The organism is Curtobacterium sp. 1544 (genome assembly GCF_040544915.1).
In the GTDB taxonomy this organism is placed as follows: domain Bacteria; phylum Actinomycetota; class Actinomycetes; order Actinomycetales; family Microbacteriaceae; genus Curtobacterium; species Curtobacterium pusillum_C.
This window is the reverse complement of sequence record NZ_JBEPKX010000015.1, coordinates 76,355-93,339: the sequence shown is the minus strand read 5'-3', so window position 1 is coordinate 93,339 and position 16,985 is coordinate 76,355. Positions and strand designations below refer to the sequence as shown.

At 71.8% G+C, this 16,985-nt stretch carries 15 protein-coding genes; 9 read left to right on the top strand and 6 right to left on the bottom strand.

What is annotated here, in order from left to right; translation table 11 throughout:
- Window positions 1-220: 220 nt before the first annotated feature.
- Together ABIC61_RS10840 and ABIC61_RS10835 are read right to left on the bottom strand one after the other, a co-directional pair.
- The gene (locus ABIC61_RS10840; RefSeq protein WP_354029900.1) at window positions 221-823 is read right to left on the bottom strand and encodes a DnaJ family domain-containing protein; all 603 of its coding nucleotides are present in this window, start codon (window positions 821-823) and stop codon (window positions 221-223) included.
- 24 nt (window positions 824-847) lie between these two features.
- Entirely contained in the window at window positions 848-2,665 is a 1,818-nt protein-coding gene (locus ABIC61_RS10835; RefSeq protein ID WP_144756907.1) for a glycoside hydrolase family 15 protein, read from the bottom strand.
- A 484-nt stretch (window positions 2,666-3,149) separates the two neighbouring features.
- Here ABIC61_RS10835 and ABIC61_RS10830 point away from each other — a divergent pair, with 484 nt between their 5' ends.
- The 4 genes from ABIC61_RS10830 to ABIC61_RS10815 all read left to right on the top strand — a co-directional run bounded on the left by ABIC61_RS10830 (window position 3,150) and on the right by ABIC61_RS10815 (window position 7,362).
- Window positions 3,150-4,316, top strand: a complete 1,167-nt coding sequence (locus tag ABIC61_RS10830; RefSeq protein WP_354029899.1) for an RtcB family protein — start codon at window positions 3,150-3,152, stop codon at window positions 4,314-4,316.
- A gap of 105 nt (window positions 4,317-4,421) precedes the next feature.
- Window positions 4,422-5,255, top strand: a complete 834-nt coding sequence (locus ABIC61_RS10825; RefSeq protein ID WP_354029898.1) for a DUF1206 domain-containing protein — start codon at window positions 4,422-4,424, stop codon at window positions 5,253-5,255.
- A 71-nt stretch (window positions 5,256-5,326) separates the two neighbouring features.
- The gene (locus ABIC61_RS10820) at window positions 5,327-6,202 is read left to right on the top strand and encodes an SMP-30/gluconolactonase/LRE family protein (protein ID WP_354029897.1); all 876 of its coding nucleotides are present in this window, start codon (window positions 5,327-5,329) and stop codon (window positions 6,200-6,202) included.
- An 80-nt stretch (window positions 6,203-6,282) separates the two neighbouring features.
- Window positions 6,283-7,362: an alpha/beta fold hydrolase gene (locus ABIC61_RS10815; protein ID WP_354029896.1), complete on the top strand. Its 1,080-nt coding sequence runs from the start codon at window positions 6,283-6,285 to the stop codon at window positions 7,360-7,362.
- 263 nt (window positions 7,363-7,625) lie between these two features.
- On the opposite strand, the gene ABIC61_RS10810 is transcribed toward ABIC61_RS10815, so the two are convergent.
- From ABIC61_RS10810 to ABIC61_RS10795, 4 genes are all read right to left on the bottom strand, one after another.
- A complete protein-coding gene (locus ABIC61_RS10810; RefSeq protein WP_354029895.1) occupies window positions 7,626-8,819 on the bottom strand; it encodes an NAD(P)/FAD-dependent oxidoreductase in 1,194 nt (397 codons plus the stop codon).
- Window positions 8,820-8,832: 13 nt separating this feature from the next.
- The gene (locus ABIC61_RS10805) at window positions 8,833-9,339 is read right to left on the bottom strand and encodes a Dps family protein (protein WP_144756919.1); all 507 of its coding nucleotides are present in this window, start codon (window positions 9,337-9,339) and stop codon (window positions 8,833-8,835) included.
- Window positions 9,340-9,429: 90 nt separating this feature from the next.
- Window positions 9,430-9,942 (bottom strand): MarR family winged helix-turn-helix transcriptional regulator, encoded by a 513-nt coding sequence (locus tag ABIC61_RS10800; RefSeq protein ID WP_144756921.1) that lies wholly within the window; start codon window positions 9,940-9,942, stop codon window positions 9,430-9,432.
- 127 nt (window positions 9,943-10,069) lie between these two features.
- The gene (locus ABIC61_RS10795; protein WP_354029894.1) at window positions 10,070-10,627 is read right to left on the bottom strand and encodes an NADPH-dependent FMN reductase; all 558 of its coding nucleotides are present in this window, start codon (window positions 10,625-10,627) and stop codon (window positions 10,070-10,072) included.
- A gap of 91 nt (window positions 10,628-10,718) precedes the next feature.
- Between ABIC61_RS10795 and ABIC61_RS10790 the strand changes: the two genes are divergently transcribed.
- The 5 genes from ABIC61_RS10790 to ABIC61_RS10770 all read left to right on the top strand — a co-directional run bounded on the left by ABIC61_RS10790 (window position 10,719) and on the right by ABIC61_RS10770 (window position 16,965).
- Window positions 10,719-12,356 carry a glycoside hydrolase family 13 protein gene (locus ABIC61_RS10790; RefSeq protein ID WP_354029893.1) on the top strand — a complete coding sequence of 546 codons (1,638 nt, stop codon included), beginning with the start codon at window positions 10,719-10,721 and terminating at the stop codon, window positions 12,354-12,356.
- A 106-nt stretch (window positions 12,357-12,462) separates the two neighbouring features.
- Entirely contained in the window at window positions 12,463-14,418 is a 1,956-nt protein-coding gene (locus ABIC61_RS10785; RefSeq protein ID WP_354029892.1) for a lectin-like domain-containing protein, read from the top strand.
- A gap of 159 nt (window positions 14,419-14,577) precedes the next feature.
- A complete protein-coding gene (locus ABIC61_RS10780; protein WP_354029891.1) occupies window positions 14,578-15,237 on the top strand; it encodes a DUF308 domain-containing protein in 660 nt (219 codons plus the stop codon).
- On the top strand, window positions 15,234-15,497 hold the full coding sequence (locus ABIC61_RS10775; protein WP_079237915.1) for a hypothetical protein: 264 nt from the start codon (window positions 15,234-15,236) through the stop codon (window positions 15,495-15,497). The genes ABIC61_RS10780 and ABIC61_RS10775 overlap by 4 nt, the downstream gene beginning before the upstream one ends.
- 19 nt (window positions 15,498-15,516) lie before the next feature.
- Complete coding sequence (locus ABIC61_RS10770; RefSeq protein WP_354029902.1) at window positions 15,517-16,965, top strand: MFS transporter; 1,449 nt, start codon at window positions 15,517-15,519, stop codon at window positions 16,963-16,965.
- The last annotated feature ends 20 nt before the right edge of the window (window positions 16,966-16,985 follow it).

Genomic DNA, 16,985 nt, shown 5'->3' with positions numbered 1-16,985 from the left:
GACGCCGCGAAGCTGCTCAACAGCACCTTCAAGACCGACGCCGTCAAGAGCGGCCTCCTCGTCGGCACCGCCACCATCACCGCCAAGATCAAGTAACGCTTCCGCGCCAGGGACGACCGCAGCACCACGCAGACCGCGTGGTGCTGCGGTCGTTCCGGCGTCTGCGGACCGCTGCTGCGGCCCGCCACGAGACGGCGACGGCCTGGAGGCGCGGATCACCTCACCGACGTCGGTGCCACCATCGGCGTGGCCGGTCCTCGGACGCCGTCGCCCGCTCGGCCGCGGCCAGTGCGTCCGCCGTCTGGCGCTCCTGCCGGCGGTCCCGCCACCGTGTCAGCTCCTCGTCGACGTCACGGAGCGGGGTCACCACCGGCGGCCCGCCGAGCAGCTGCCGACGGGCCTCCTTCACGCGGGCGTTGAAGTCCTCGAGCACGGCACGGACGTCGGTCTCGACGGACAGTTCGTCGAGGTGGGCGTCGAGTTCGGCGTCCTCCGTCCGGAGCGACAGGGCGGGAGGCGCGATTCCCCGGATGTCCTCCCGCTCGATCTTCGACTTGATCCACCAGTCGGGATCGTGCCGACCGTCGTTCCCGGGCAGGGGCTTGCCGTGGTACGGGTTCCCCTCGAAGGCGCCACGCCGTTCGGCCTGCTCGATCTGGGCCCTGGCGTGCGCCGCGACGTCCGCGGCCTTCAGGAGCCGGCGTTCCTCACGGACCTCGTCCGGGTCGAGCGAGCCGCGTTCGATCTCGCTGTCCACGAGCTGCTGGTACCGGTAGCGGGCGGCCCGCCGCAACCGGTCCATGCGTGCATCGACGTCGTTCATCGTGCTTCCATCTTGCACACGGACTCACGAATCGCGCGAGAGTTCCTCCACCGTGAGCGCTGCCTGGATGAGGGCGAGGTGCGAGAGGCCCTGCGGGAGGTTCCCCATGAAGGTGCCGTCCTCGCTGATCATCTCGCTGAACAGTCCGACGTCGTTCGCCTGCTCGACCATCTCGTCCATCAGCACCCGGGCATCGTCGACCCGGCCGACGCACGCCATCGCCGCGACGAGCCAGAACGAGCACGCCACGAACGGGGACTCCTCGTCCTCGATGCCGGAGTAGCGGTACACGAGAGGCCCGCGCTGCAGCTGGTCCTCGATCGCCCGGATCGTCGACTCCATCCGGGGGCCACGATCGAACGCGCTCATCGCGTGCAGCAGGATCGACGTGTCGAGCGCGTCCGAGCCCGGGTACATCACGTAGTGGCCGCGTTCCTCGTCCCAGCCGTGCTCCCCGACCCACTGCACGATGAGCTCGCGGTTCTCGACCCACTTGTCACGCGGGCCGTCGATCATGCCGGCGTCGTGCAGCTCGATCGCCGCGTCGAGCGCCTGCCAGCAGCCGATCTTGCTCGTGACGTAGTGCTGGGCCTCCTCGAGCTCCCACATGCCCGAGTCCTGCTCCTCCCAGCGGTGACAGGCGTCGTCGGCGAGGCCCTGCAGGACCGCCGCGGTCTTCCGGTCGAGGACGTTCCCGGCCCGGACGTACTGCCGCAGGATCTCGAAGACGTCGCCCCACACCCCGAGCTGCAGCTGGTCGCCCGCACGGTTCCCGACCGTGACCGGGCCGACGCCGTTCCACCCGGGGACGTCACGCTCCTCGACACCGTCGCTCTTCGACCCGTCGAGCCGGTAGAAGATCGGCATGTCCGCGTCGTGCTCGGCGATGGTCTGCATCACCCACGAGACCGCGGCGTGGGTCTCCTCGCGCAGGCCGAACCGGGTGAGCGCGTGCACCGTGTAGGACAGGTCGCGCACCCAGGCGAACCGGTAGTCCCAGTTCTTCCCGCCGGTGCGGTCCTCGGGGAGGCTCGTCGTGGGTGCGGCGGCGATGGCACCGGTGGGCGAGTAGATCAGCAGCTTGAGGGCGAGTGCGCTCCGCTGCACCGCGTCCGACCACGGGCCGTCGTACGAGAACTCCTCGGACCAGGTCGCCCAGTTGTCGATGGTGCGGTCCATCGCCTCGAGGGCGCTCTCGGGCCGCGGCATGAAGATCGGCTCGTCGTGGGTGCCGACGATCGTGAGGATGTGCTTCGACCCCGCCGTGGCGGTGAACCGGCCGGAGAACCGGGGGCCGTCGTCGTGCACGGGATCGAACCCCTGCTCGACGATGGCGATAGTGATGCCGTCGATGCCGATGACCGCACCGTTCGCCGTGTCGAGTCGCTTCGGCTCCGAGGTGTTCAGCAGGGTGCCGGGCACGACCGCCCACTCCAGCTCAACCGACCCCTCGACGCCCTGCACACAGCGCGCGACCTCTGCCCACGGCAGCCGACCGGCGACACCGGTGACCATGGCGTCCGTCACCGTCACGCGTCCGGATGGCGTCGTCCAGGTGCTGACGAGGACGTTCGTCCCCGGGAGGTACTCGCGGGAGACCTCGGCGGAGGCGTCCGTCGGCCGCAGTGCCACGTGACCGCCGTGCTCGGGGTCGAGGATGCTGGCGAACACCGGCGGGGAGTCCATCGCCGGGATCGGCAACCAGTCGATCCGACCGTCGCGCGCGATGAGCGCCACCGTGCGTCCGTCGCCGATCGCACCATAGGAGCGGAGCGGGACGTACCCGTCGGTGCGTTCGTCGTTGTCGATCGCGTCGGGGGTGTCTCGGGTCCGCTCGTTCATGCACCCAGCCTGCCCGTGCACTGGACCCGACCATCAGGCGGGCGTACCCCGCTGTGGAGAACGCGTGGCGAGCCTCCAGGCTGTGCAAACCGGCGACACGCCCGGGGTGACTTGTGCACCCCGGGCGTGTCGCACTACTGTCGTCCTCCTGCCCATCGGCAGGACCGCCCGTCCCGGGCACCACCGGAAGGACCGCGCATGCGCGCCGTGCAGCACCACGAACAGCGAGTCGAGCTCCAGCTCGACACGCTCCTCGTGCTGCCCGAACAGCGCAGTGAGCAGCAGCCCGACCGCTATCCCGCGTAGGCACGCGACGTCACCCGACGCCCCGTGCCCACCCGGCCCGGGGCGTCCTCTCCACCACGCTGCCCTCCGAACGCCACGGCTCGTGGCGCCCAACGGCAGCGGGAGTCCGCCTCGGACCGTCACCGAAGACGTCGCCGACGACCGTCGTCGACGACCGTCACGAAAGCGAGACGAAGCAATGGAGAAGATCACCGACCGGCTGCTGAGCTGGGCCTCGATGCTCGAGGAGAACACCGAGCAGCAGGCCCGCACGACCGCTCGCATGCCGTTCGTGTTCCCGCACCTGGCCCTCATGCCGGACGCCCACCTCGGCCTCGGGGCCACCGTCGGATCGGTCATCCCGACCCTCGGCGCCGTGATGCCGGCAGCCGTCGGCGTCGACATCGGCTGCGGCATGATCGCGGTCCGCACCCAGTTCACGAAGGGCGACCTGCCCGACGACCTGCAGGAGCTCCGCGAGCAGATCGAGCGGGCCATCCCGCTGTCGGCCGGTGCGTCGAACCGGAAGATCGTCGCCACCGCCGAGCCCCGGATCGCGGAGCTCGAGACGATGGCGGCCGCCGCCGGGTTCGACCCCGCGGGGGCGCACGGCGGCTGGCGGAACCAGCTCGGCACCCTCGGGTCCGGCAACCACTTCATCGAGGTCTCCCTCGACGAGGCGGACCGGGTCTGGCTGTTCCTGCACTCCGGGTCGCGGGGCGTCGGCAACAAGATCGCCCAGCGGCACATCAAGGTGGCGAAGCGGATGATGCAGCGCTGGTGGATCGAGCTCCCGGACCCCGACCTGGCGTACCTGGTCGAGGGCACCCCGGAGTTCGACCGGTACATCGCCGAGCTGCGGTGGGCCCAGTACTTCGCGCTCCTCAACCGCGAGGAGATGATGGACCGGGTCGTGCGGCAGCTGTCCGAGGTGCTCGGACAGCCGGTCGACGAGCAGGAGCGGATCAACTGCCACCACAACTTCACCCAGCGTGAGACGCACTGGGGGAAGTCGGTGTGGGTGTCCCGGAAGGGTGCGATCCAGGCGAAGGCCGGGCAGCCCGGACTCATCCCCGGATCGATGGGCACCGCGTCGTACGTCGTCGAGGGCCTCGGCAACAAGCCGTCGCTCGAGTCGTCGCCGCACGGTGCCGGTCGGCTGTACTCGCGGTCCGCGGCACGGAGGACCTTCACGCACGACGAGCTCCGGGCGGCGATGGTCGGCATCGAGTACCGCGACACCGACGCGTTCCTCGACGAGATCCCCGCGGCGTACAAGCCCATCGACCAGGTCATGGCTGACGCGGCGGAGCTCGTGACGATCCGGCACACGCTGCGGCAGGTCGTCAACGTCAAGGGCGACTGACTGGAGGCGCGGGGCGGGTCCCGTCCCGCGCCTCCGGTCCGGCAGGTGGCTGGGACCCACCGCCCCTTCCGGACACGGGCCGTTCCGTCAGGCACGCTCTGTGGAGTGAGTGAGCAGGCGGAACAGGCGGCCCGGAAGACCGGACGCGAAGCGAGGCGGGTCGCGGACAGCCGCTGGTTCGAGGTGACCGCTCGTGCGGGGTTCGTCGGCAGCGGCATCGTGCACCTGCTCATCGGCTACCTGGCGATCCTGCTCGGCGTCGGGAACGCCTCCTCCGGCACCGAGACCGACCAGTCCGGAGCGCTGCAGCAGATCGCTGCGGTCCCGGGCGGCGTCGTGCTCCTCTGGATCGTGACCGTCGGTTGTGCGGCGCTGACCATCCGGCTCGTGCTCGAGGCCGTGGTCGGCGGCCGTACCGACAGCGCCCGCGCGTGGGGCAACCGCTTCAAGGACGTCTGCAAAGCCGTGGTCTACGGCGTCATCGCGTACTCGGCCGCGTCCTACGCCGTCGGTGCCGGCAAGAGCTCGAGCGGATCGACCCGCAGTGCCGCGGCGAAGGCACTCGCGACGCCCGGTGGCGTGTTCCTGCTGCTCCTCGTGGCGGCCGTCGCCGTCGGCATCGGGATCGGCCTCGTGGTGATCGGGATCCGCCGCTCGTTCTGGAAGCAGCTCGTGCACCCGCCACAGTCGGTCGAGCGGGTCGTCACGGTGCTCGGCGTGGTCGGCTACGTGCTCAAGGGCCTCGCGGTGGTGATCGTCGGTGTGCTCATCGCGGTCGCCGGGCTCCGTAGTGACCCCGACCAGGCCACCGGGCTCGACGGGGCCTTCGACGCGTTGCGGAGCATGCCCGGTGGGGTGTTCGTCCTCATGGCGATCGGCATCGGGTTCCTGGCCTTCGGCGTCTACAGCTTCTTCCGGGCCCGCTACGCCCGGCTCTGACGGCCGGGCGCACGCCGAGCTCGGAGGCTCCCGCTGGAGGCACGCGGAGGCGTGGCCGGTAGACCGGGGGCATGAGCTCCACTGCGACGACCGGACCCGTGACCGTCTTCTCCGACGCCCGAGCGGTCCTCGCCGAGAGCATCGTGTGGGACCCGGCAGCCCAACGGCTGCGCTGGACCGACATCACGCTGGGCACGCTGAGCACGGCCGACGCCCACGGCTCGATCGAGTCGAGCGTGCCGCTGCCGCCCCCGCTCGCGAGCTTCCAACCCCGAGCGGCCGGCGGGTTCGTCGCAGCGCTCGGGGACGTCGTGGTGTTGACCGACGCCGACGGGACCGTCGAGCGGGAGATCGCCCGCGTGCAGCACGCCGGTCCGGGGCTCCGGTTCAATGAGGGCAAGTGCGACCCGTTCGGCCGGTTCCTGGTCGGCAGCATGAACCTCACGACGGGCGAGCCGGACGGAGCCCTCTACTCGATCGAGGCGGACGGTGCGACGCGGCTGCTCCGGGGCGGCTTCGGGGTGACGAACGGGATCGAGTGGTCGGACGACGGCACCGTGATGTACGTCACGGACACGAGCGCCTCGACGATCTACCGCGCGCCGTACGGACCCGACGGCGAGCTCGGTGAACTCGGGCCGTTCGTCGTCGGCGCCGCCCACGACGGCCTCGTCCGCGACGACGAGGGATGCTTCTGGAGCGCGATCTACGGCGAGGGACGGGTCGAGCGGTACGGTGCGGACGGATCGCACCTCGAGACCGTCGAGCTCCCCGCACCGAACGTCACCTCGGTGGCGTTCGGCGGCCCGGACATGTCGACCCTGTTCGTCGCCACGGCGCGGGAGAACCTCACCGAGGAGCAGCTCGACGCGCATCCGCACTCCGGTGCGGTGTTCGCGGTGCCGACCCGGGTGCACGGGTTCCCCGCGAACACGTTCAGCGGCTGAGCCGCGCACGGCCCCGGCGACCAGGACTCTAGGCGCGACGGCGGGTATCGTGGGCGCTCGCCCGAACCGAGGAGACCGAAGTGAACGACGAGCACACGGCAGCCACCCCGGACCCCGCGAGTGACCTCGCACAGGCCGAGGACGCGGACGTCACCGTGGAGGTCGACCGGGTCGCCGTCGACGGCACCTACGTGCGGGTGAGCTCCATCGGCGAGCCGGGCGAGCGGGCGTTCCTGCTCGTCGCCGGGCTCGGCATCGCCGCCACCTACTACGAACGGCTCGCCCCGCACCTCAACGAGAACGGTCCGGTGCACGCTCTGGACCTGCCCGGGTTCGCCGGCGTCCCGCGGTTCCGGGGCAGGGTGTCGATCGAGCGGTACGCCGACGCCGTCGAGAAGGTCATCGACGATCTCGGCCTGGTCGACCCAGTGCTCGTCGGGCACTCGATGGGGACGCAGGTCGTGACGGAGGTCGCCGCCCGCCGCCCGGAGATCTCCGACCTCGTGCTCATCAGCCCGGTCGTGGACTCGCACGCGCGCACGGTCCGGCAGTCGGCGTTCCGGTTCCTCCGGTCGACGCTGCACGAGCCGGCGGCGGTCCGGTGGCACGGCATCACGGCGTACGTGCTGTGCGGCTGGCACTGGTTCTCGAAGGTGCTGCCACGGATGATCGCGTTCCCGATCGAGGAGCGCGCCGCACACGTGCAGGCGCGCACCCTCATCGTGCGCGGCGAGTACGACGCGATGGTCCCGCGGGACTGGGTCCGCCGGTTGGCCCGGGTGTTCCCCTACGCGGTCCTCCGCGAGGTCGTGGACGGTGCGCACTCGGTGATGCACGCGCAGGCCGACGCGGTGGCCCGGCTCGCGGTGGACCACGTCGCGGGTCGGTTGCCCGACCGCGGGGTCTCCTCGCTGCAGCGCGTGCGTGACGACTCGACGGCGTCGGACCTGTCGCGGCTCAGCCCGCGCGAGGCCTGGATGCTCGTGAAGTCGCGGTTCGTGGAGCTGTTCGGGATGGCGAGGAACGACGACGAGACGCTCGAGGCGGCAAAGTCCGCCCACGCCGTGGCGATGGCCGACGGCGACGACCTGCCGGTCGACCCGGCCGACCGCAAGGCGGTCGTCGACGCGGTCGCCCCCGAGACCCGCGAGGCCGGCTGAACCGACGCGGTGGACTGGACTGCCTGGAGGCGGGGGGGGGGGGGGGGGGGCCCCCCCCCCCCCCCCCCCCCCGGGCCCCCCCCCCCCCGGGGGGGCCCCCCCCCCCCCCCCCCCCCCCTGGGGTGCCGCCCCCCGGGCCCCCCCCCCCCCCCGCGCGCCGGCCTCACCCGCGGGGGGGCCCCCCCCGCCGGGGGGGGGCGGCCCCCCCCCCCCCCCCCCCCCCCCCGCCTCCAGGAAGTCGCCTCCGGAGCGCGGGACGACCGTCAGGGCGTGATGCGGCCCGGCAGCATGTCGGCCGTCAGCGCGTGCGCCTCGGCGAGCACCTTGCGGGCCTCGTCCGTCTTGTCCCAGACGTTCCAGAGCAGCACGCCACGCACCGTGTCGTCGTCATCGAGGTAGTAGACGACGCCGGTGACGGTCGGCTCCTGCCAGTCCTCGACGGTGCGGAGTTTCGTCGTCACCTGTCCGACGGCCTCGTACCCCATGTCGAAGACGTCGGAGTAGAACATCGGCGTGTGGTCGTAGGTCTCGTCCGCGTCCGCCAGGTTCCGGCCTGCCTGCCGACCCTGCTGCTGCGCGTTGTCGACGTGCTCGACGCGGCGGGTGCCGAGGATCCGGTCGGGGTACTCGGCCACGTCCCCGGCGGCGAAGACCGACTCGTCGTCGGTCAGCAGCGTCGAGGAGACGAGGATGCCGTCCCGCACGGTGAGGCCGGCGTCCGCGGCGAGCTGGGTCGCCGGTTCGATGCCGAGTCCGACGACGACCGCATCGGCCTCGACCGTGGAGCCGTCGTCGAGCGTCAGGGTGATGCCGCCCTCGTGCTCGTGGCCCTGCTCCACCCGGCGCCCGGTGCGGAGGGTGACGCCGTGGTCGGTGAACCGCTGCTGGAACGCCCGCGCGAGGTCGTCCGGGAACATCCGACCGCCGACGACCTCGTCCGGGTCGACGAGCGTGACGCGGGCGCCGTTCTGCACGATGCCCGCGGCGATCTCGGTGCCGATGTACCCGCCACCGACGACGGCCACGTGGGCACCGGCGTCGGCGAGCTCACGGAGTCGTCGGTAGTCGGCGGCGCTGCGGTAGTCGAGCACCCGGTCGGACGGTGACAGGCCGGGCAGGCCCCGCGGCTTCCCACCCGTGGCGAGGAGCAGCCGCTCGTAGCCGTGGGTGTCGCCGTCGGCCGTCGTCACGGTCTTCGCGGCACGGTCGATCGCCGTGACCGCGGTCCCCAGGACGAACGACGCTCCGGTCTCCTCGGTGTGCAGGTCGACCTTCTCGTCCCAGCTGAAGTCCGGGTCGGTCCAGAGCTTCTTCGAGAGCGCCGGACGGGCGTACGGCCGGTCGACGTCCTCGCTGATGATGCCGATCGTGCCGTCGGCATCGAGCTCGCGGACGCCCCGTGCTGCGGCGTCCGCGACCATGCCGCCGCCGACGATCAGGTAGCGGTAGTCGGTCATGTGCGGCCGGGGGTCAGGCGTGCGCCGAGGCGTCTGCGACGGCCGGGGTCGTGGCCGAGGCGAGGGGCGTGCTCGGGGCGCGGTTCTCCGCGGAGACCATCCACGCGAGCTGCTCGAGGCGCTCGATGAAGCCGTGGAGCAGGTCCGCGGTCGTCGGGTCCTCCTCGTCGACCTCGTCGTGGACGTCGCGCATGGTCCCGGTGGCCTGGTAGAGGCGCAGCGTGACCTGGTCGATCGCGTCGTGCGTGGTGATCTCGCCTTCGGGGAACTGGTCGAGGTGGCTGCTCGCGGCGACCGTGCTCGAGCGTCCGTCCGGCACGGCGTAGAGCGCGCGCATGCGCTCGGCGGTGTCGTCGGCGAACTCACGAGCCGCGTCGACGATCTCGTCGAGCTGGAGGTGGAGGTCCCGGAAGTTGGTCCCGAGGATGTTCCAGTGGGCCTGCTTGCCCTGGACGTGCAGGTCGATGAGGTCCACGAGGACCGCCTGGAGGTTCTTGGCGAGCTTGTCCGATGCGTGCATGATCGGTTCCTTCCGCGTTGGTGGCCGGTACCAGACCGGTCTACGCGGTGCAGCAGGGCGCGCACTCAGAAGTGCGTCCCCCGTGGATGATCAGTGCGAGACGACGGGGTCGACCTGGTCGACGGCGGAGCGCATCTGCTCGAGGAACACCGCGACGACACGGGCGTCGTCGGCGGAGAGCCCCTCGGCGATGGACATCATCCGGCGGTGCATGATGCCGAGGGTCGCGCGGACCTCGTCGTCGGTCTCGGTCGTCGGCGTGATGACGAGCGCGCGGCGGTCGGTGGGGTGCGGGTCACGGCGGACGTGGTTCGACTTCACCAGGCGGTCGATCAGGATCGTCGTCGACGCCGACGAGATCTTGAGGTAGGCGGCGAGGTCCTTCGGCTTGACGGTGCGTCCGGCGCGCTGGGCCTGCAGCAGGTAGCGCACCGCGAGCAGGTCGGTCTCGCCCATGCCCATCGAGTCCCGGGTCCGGCGGCGCATGGCCGTCTCGGCGGCACGGTACCGGCGCAGGGCGTTCAGCACGGCGACGCCGCGCTGCGTCGCGTCGTCATCGGGGAACCAGTACCCGGACGGCTCCGTGATCTCCTGCGTGGACATGCGGTTCAGGTTAGTCCGTCTCGTTGTCAGGCTGTCTAGGGACCTCACGGGATGCGGTCTCCCGCACCACACGGACGAACGGGATGCGCGGTGCCAGCTGGCACCGCGCATCCCGTCCGTCTTGGTGTTACGCGGCGACCTGCTCGGCCGACGCGTCGGCGAGCGCGCTCAGCGCTCCCTGCACCAGCTCGGTGACCTCGGCGTCCTCGCGCGGGTGGGTCTCCGCGAAGCGGACGACCGACTGCGGGATGGCGACCTTGACGTCCTCGAGGACCTTCGCACCCGCGATGCCGGCCACCTTGCGGGCGTCGTCGTGCGCCCAGACGCCGCCGTACTGGCCGAACGCCGAACCGATCGCGGCGAGGGGCTTGCCGGAGATCGGGGAGGCACCGAACGGACGCGACGCCCAGTCGAGCGCGTTCTTCAGGACGGCCGGGATCGTGCCGTTGTACTCCGGCGTGACGAGCAGGACGGCGTCGGCGGCCTCGATGGCGGCACGGAACGCGACGGCCGAGGCGGGCGGGGTCTCGCCGTCGATGTCCTCGTTGTAGAAGGGCAGGTCGACGATGCCGTCGAACGTGGTGACCTCGATGCCCTCCGGAGCGTGGTGCACGGCTGCCTCGGCGAGCTTACGGTTGATCGAGTCGGCGCGGAGGCTGCCGACGAGGGCGAGGACGTTCGTCATTGTGGATCCTGTTCGTTCTGGTGCGGAAAGGTGTCACCGACAACCAAAGCATCCGACCCCGGCGGTATTCCCGTCTGTGTAGGTTGACGACGTGAGCACGCTTCGGACGCCGGCCAGCACACCCCGCACGACCGACCCGGACTGGTGGCGGAACGCCGTCGTCTACCAGGTCTACCCGCGCAGCTTCGCCGACACGGACGGCGACGGGCTCGGGGACGTCGCCGGGATCACGAGCCGCGTGCCGTACCTGGCGTCGCTCGGCGTCGACGCGATCTGGCTCTCGCCGTTCTTCCCGTCGCCCCTGGCCGACGGCGGCTACGACGTCGCCGACTACCGCGCCGTCGACCCTCGGCTCGGGACGCTCGACGACTTCGACGCGCTCGTCCGGGCCGCGCACGAGCACGACGTCCGGGTGATCGTCGACGTCGTGCCGAACCACACGTCGGACCACCACGAGTGGTTCCGGGCAGCGCTCGCGTCTGCACCCGGGTCGCCCGAACGGGCGCGGTACGTGTTCCGCGACGGTGCTGGTCCCTCGGGCGAGCAGCCGCCGAGCGACTGGGTGTCGAACTTCGGCGGGAGCGCCTGGACCCGGGTGCCGGACGGGCAGTGGTACCTGCACCTGTTCGCCCCGGAGCAGCCCGACCTCGACTGGTCGAACCCGGTGGTCCGGAGCGACTTCGAGGAGACCCTGCGCTTCTGGTCCGACCGGGGCGTCGACGGCTTCCGCGTGGACGTCGCGCACGGGCTGGCGAAGGACCTCTCGACGCCGTACCGCCCGTCGAACGAGCACGCGCTGCCCCTCGACGGTTCCGACCCGCTCTACGACCGCGACGAGGTGCACACGATCTTCGAGTCCTGGCGGACCGTGCTCGACGAGTACGACCCGCCCCGTGCGGCGGTCGCCGAGGCCTGGGCACCGGCGCCCCGTCGGGTGCTCTACGCGCGGCCCACGGAGCTCGGTCAGGCGTTCAACTTCGACCTGCTCGAGGCACCCTTCGAGGCGTCGGCGTTCCGGACGGTCGTCGACAGGAACCTCGCTGCTGCGCAGGAATCCGGCGCGTCGAGCACCTGGGTGCTGTCGAACCACGACGTCGTGCGGCACGCGACCCGGTACGGACTGCCGGACGGTACCGACACCGACGCCTGGCTGATGACCGACGGCACGCAGCCGGCGCTCGACAGCGCCAGGGGGCTCCGCCGGGCGCGGGCCGCGACGCTGCTCATGCTGGCGCTCCCGGGGTCGTCGTACGTCTACCAGGGCGAGGAGCTCGGGCTGCAGGAGGCCGCGGCCATCCCGCACGACCTGCTGCAGGACCCGAAGTGGATCCGTACCGGCCACACCGTGAAGGGCCGGGACGGCTGCCGTGTGCCGATCCCGTGGACGAGGTCGGGTCCCTCGTTCGGCTTCGGGTCGGTCGCGCCCCACCTGCCGCAGCCGGCCGAGTTCGGCGCGTCCTCGGTCGAGGCCGAGTCGGACGACCCGTCCTCGACCCTGTCGCTCTACCGCGCGGCGCTCGCCGCCCGACGGCGGTTGCAGCGGGGCGAGTCGCTCGCATGGATCGACGCGGGCGACGGCGTGGTCGCCTTCGAACGCCACGACGGGTGGCGTTCGGTCACGAACTTCGGCACCGAGCCGGTGCCGCTGCCCGTCGGCACCGTGGTGGTGGCATCGGGTCCGGTTTCGGACGACGTGCTGCCGGGGGAGACGACCGTCTGGCTCGCCTGACCGACGGCTGCCGCCCTGTCCTCCACAGCCTGGAGGCGCGGGGTAGCGATCCACAGATCGGCTGACGTCCGCCTTGCGGTCGCGTCGTGATCGCGACCATCGGGGCATGAGAGATCCCAACACCCCGACGGGCGGCCGTGCGGCCGCCCGGTCACGTCCCGTCCGGTTCGCCGTGGGCGTCGCCAGCGTCCTCACCGCGCTCGGCGTCCTCGCCGCACCGGCGCTCGTCCCCGCTGCCTCGAGCGCGGGCGAACTCACCTTCCCGTACGAGAACCCGTTCGACGCCGCTGACGGCGGCACGCTCGGCGGCGACGCGGTCGTCACCGACGGCCGCCTCCGGCTCACCGACGACGTCCGACGGCAGGCCGGGTCGTGGTCGACCGACGACACGTTCCCGTCCGACCTCGGGCTCGAGATCGAGTTCGAGTACGCGATGTGGAACGACGTGGGCGACACCGGTGCGGACGGCCTCGTGCTGTCGCTCGCCGACGGTGCCGCTCCGCAGGGAGTCGGAGCCTTCGGCGCGGCCCTCGGGTACGCCTGCCGGGACGAACGGAGCCAGGGCGGCGTGTTCCCCTGTGAGCTACCGGGACTCCCGGGTGGGTTCGCCGGCATCGCGTTCGACCAGTACGGCAACTTCTCGCTGCCGTTGAACCAGTCCGGTCCCGGTGCCCAGGCGGAGTCGGTCGTGATCCGTGGGTCGGGCGACGGGCTCAGCGGGTACCGCTACGTCGACGGCGTCGCAGCGCCCGGTGCGGTGCAGACCGACGGCTCCCGTGCCCGGAAGGTCCGTGTGACGCTCCTGCCGGGCGCTGCCGGTGAACTCTCCGTGACCGTGCGGCTCGAGGCCGGCGGAGCGATGCGGACGGTGCTCGACCGCGTTCCCCTGCACGGTGACGGGCAGGCACCCCTGCCGCCGACGCTCCGCCTCGGCTTCTCCGCCGCGACCGGAGCCCACGTGAACGCGCACGAGGTCGACGCGCTCCGGGTCTGGCAGCCCGCCGACCTCGCGGTGGAGCAGGACCTCGCGCCCAGCGTGACGGCGGGTGACACGGTCGAGTACGACGTGACCGCACGGAACGTCGGCCCGAACGCCTCGGCGCCGAGTCCCCTCGACGTCGACGTGCCCGACGTCCTGCAGGACGTGACCTGGTCGTGCACCGCGGCGAGCGGGTCCTCGTGCGGTGCTCCCAGCGGCGCGGGGGACGTCGCGACCGAGGTCGACCTGCCGCGTGACGGGGCGGCGACGGTCACGGTCCGCGGTCGGCTCCCCGCGGGCACGACCGGCAGTCTCGACAGCGTCGCGACGATCGGCACGGCGCCCCCGCTGGCGGACATCGACGAGTCGGACAACGTCTCCACGGCGAGTGCGACCGTCGAGGCCGGTGCCGGACCGGTCGCGCACGTCGAGACCGACAAGTCCGTCGAGCCCTCGACCGGCATCGCCCCGGGCGACGAGGTCGAGTACACCGTGACCGCGCGGAACGTCGGACCGGACCCGGCGGAACGGGTCGGTGCCGTGGACGAACTCCCGGTGGCCATGCGGTTCGTCGGGTCGGACGACGGGTGCACCGCGTCCGGCCAGGTCGTGACGTGTTCCTCGGAGCGTTCCCTCGCGGCGGGGGAGTCGCTGGGCTTCCGGATCCGGGCGGCACTCGACCCCGGGTACGAGGGTGACGGGTCGGACGTGGTCAACGTCGCGACGGCCACCTCGCCGACCGATCCGGACGGCGGACGACCCTCGCCCGAGGTCGGCATCGGCGTCGTCGATCCGGATGACGGCGGGCCAGGGGACGGGGGACCGGGTGACGGGGGACCGGACGACGGCGGGGACGGTGACGGCGGACCGGGTGCCGGGGTCGGGTCCGGCGACGAGCACACACCCGTGGCCGACGGGCGCCGCACGGCACGGGGCGGCTCCCTCGCCTACACCGGCGCCGAGGACCTCGGGCTGCTCGCGGCGATCGCGGGTGTGGCCGTCGCGGCGGGCGGCACGTGCTGGTGGCTCGCGCGGCGACGTCGTCGTGCACGTGGTGGACCGGAGGACGTCCGGCGGGCGTGACGGACCCGCGACGGTGGGACGGTGCCGGCGGTGTCGCGCGGCGCCGTCCCACCGGCCGAGGGGTGGCGGGGTCGCCCGGGTTCGAGCATCCTCAGCGGCGGCACGTCCACCGCGGTCGGTCGCACGACGGTCCGGCGGTAGGATCGAACAACGATCCGCATGCCCGAAAGAGGTCTCGTGTCCGACTCCGTGGACGACTCCGGCCAGCGCGCGCGGTACTGGCCGATCCCCGTCCTCCGGGCCGTCCCAGCCGCGATCGTGGCCCTCGTCATCACCTTCTCGTCCAACCACGCAGCGGGCTACGGCCTGCTGCTGTTCGGCGGGTTCGCGGTCGTCGACGGGCTCGTGCTCCTGCTGGCGGGCATGACGCGCCTGGCGGCGGACGACCGGTCGCGGCGCACCACCCTCGTGCAGTCGGTCATCACGCTGCTCGCCGCGGTCGCCGCCTTCGCGTGCAACGGACTCGGACTGCCGGCCTTCATCGCCGTCGTCGTCGCCTTCGCCGTGCTGACCGGCGCCCTCGAGCTGACGCAGGGTCTCCGCGCCCGCGGTCGCTCGCCGTTCGCCCGCGACTGGACCACCATCGGCGGCCTCACGCTGCTGCTCGCCGTCGCCTTCCTGGTGACGCCCCCCGACTACTCACAACAGCTCGGCGGCGTCGAGCAGGTGACCGGCACCCTGGACGCCTCGATCGTCCTCGTCGGCCTGCTCGGCGCGTACCTCGCCGTCACGGCGGTCTTCCACGTGATCGCCGGACTCTCGCACAAGTGGGGAACGGCCGCTCCGGCAGCCGCCCCGGACGGAGCACCACACGCATGACCACCCCCAGCCGCCGCGACCGCCTGCGCCCGGTCGAGCTCCTCGGGATCTCCGCGATCGTCGCGGTCTTCACCGGGCTCGTCGTGTTGTTCTCGACGCGGGAGCTCCAGCTCGCCGTGATCTTCCTCGGTGTCGCGTTCATCGTCGTCGTGGTCGTCCTCGCCATGCTGCAGCTGGCGTCGTCGAGTGACCAGGACGACAACGACATGCTCGGCGGGCACAAGACCCCGGGTGAAGGAGACGGCGACGACTTCCACTGAGTCTCCTGCCGCCCGGGCGCTGCCGTCTCGTCGGCCGTTCCAGGGCGATCCGGACCTGCCGCAGCGGTACCGGCACCGGTACCTGATCCTCGCGGTCTGCTGCATGAGCCTGTTCATCGTGTCGATGGACGCCACGGTGGTGAACGTCGCGCTGCCGTCGATCGGTCGTGAGCTCGACAGCACCATCTCCGGGCTGCAGTGGACGATCGATGCCTACACGCTGGTGCTCGCGAGCCTCCTCCTGCTGTCGGGGTCGACCGCGGACCGGATCGGTCGTCGGCGGACGTTCCAGATCGGCCTCGCGCTGTTCACCGTGGGGTCGCTCCTCTGCTCGATCGCGCCGGGCGTCGGCTGGCTCGTGGTCTTCCGGATGGTGCAGGCCGTCGGGGGATCGATGATGAACCCCGTCGCGATGTCGATCATCACCGCCACGTTCGACGACGCGAAGGAGCGTGCCCGCGCGGTCGGCGTCTGGGGTGCGGTGGTCGGGGTGTCGATGGGGCTCGGGCCGCTCGTCGGCGGGGCGCTCACGGACACCGTCGGCTGGCGCGCGATCTTCTGGATCAACGTGCCGATCGGCATCGCGGCGATCGTCCTCACCTTCCTGTTCGTCCCCGAGTCCAAGTCACCGAAGCCCCGACGGCTCGACCCGGTCGGGCAGGTGCTCGTCATCGTGCTCCTCGCCACCCTCGTCGGCGGGCTCATCGAGGGGCCGCGACTCGGGTGGACGTCCCCGGCGGCCCTCGGGCTGTTCGTCGTCGCTGCGGTCTCCCTCGTGGTGCTCGTCGCCGTCGAACGCCGTCGCCGTGAACCGCTCATCGACGTCCGCTTCTTCCGGAGCATCCCGTTCTCGTCCGCCGTGGTGACCGCGATCGCTGCCTTCGGTGCGAACGGGGCGTTCCTGTTCCTCAACGCCCTGTACCTGCAGGAGGTCCGGGGGATGTCCCCGTTCGAGGCCGGCCTGTGGACGCTGCCGGCAGCGGTCGCGACGGTGCTGGTGTCCCCGGTGTCCGGGCGGCTCGTCGGGTCGGTCGGCACGCGGTTGCCGCTCGTCCTCGCCGGCATCGGGGTCGGCGGCGCCGGTGCCATCCTCACCACGATCGACGCGCACACGCCGATGTGGGTGCTCGTCGTGGCCTTCGCGCTGTTCGGCTTCGGCTTCGGGATGGTGAACGCGCCGATCACGAACACCGCGGTGTCGGGCATGCCGCGGGCGCAGTCCGGTTCCGCCGCGGCCGTGGCGTCGACGAGCCGGCAGACCGGGGTCTCCCTCGGTGTCGCCCTGGCCGGCACGGTCACCGGCGCGAGCGCGGTGGCGAGCGTCGGCGCCGGGTTCGCCGTGGCGACGCACGCGATGTGGTGGATCGTGGTCGGGATCGGCGCGGGCATCCTCGTCGTCGGGTTCCTGTCCACCTCGGCGGCCGCGAAGCGTTCGATCGAGGGCATCGCGCACCTGCTCCGGGACTGAGGACTGGCGCGACACGCCCG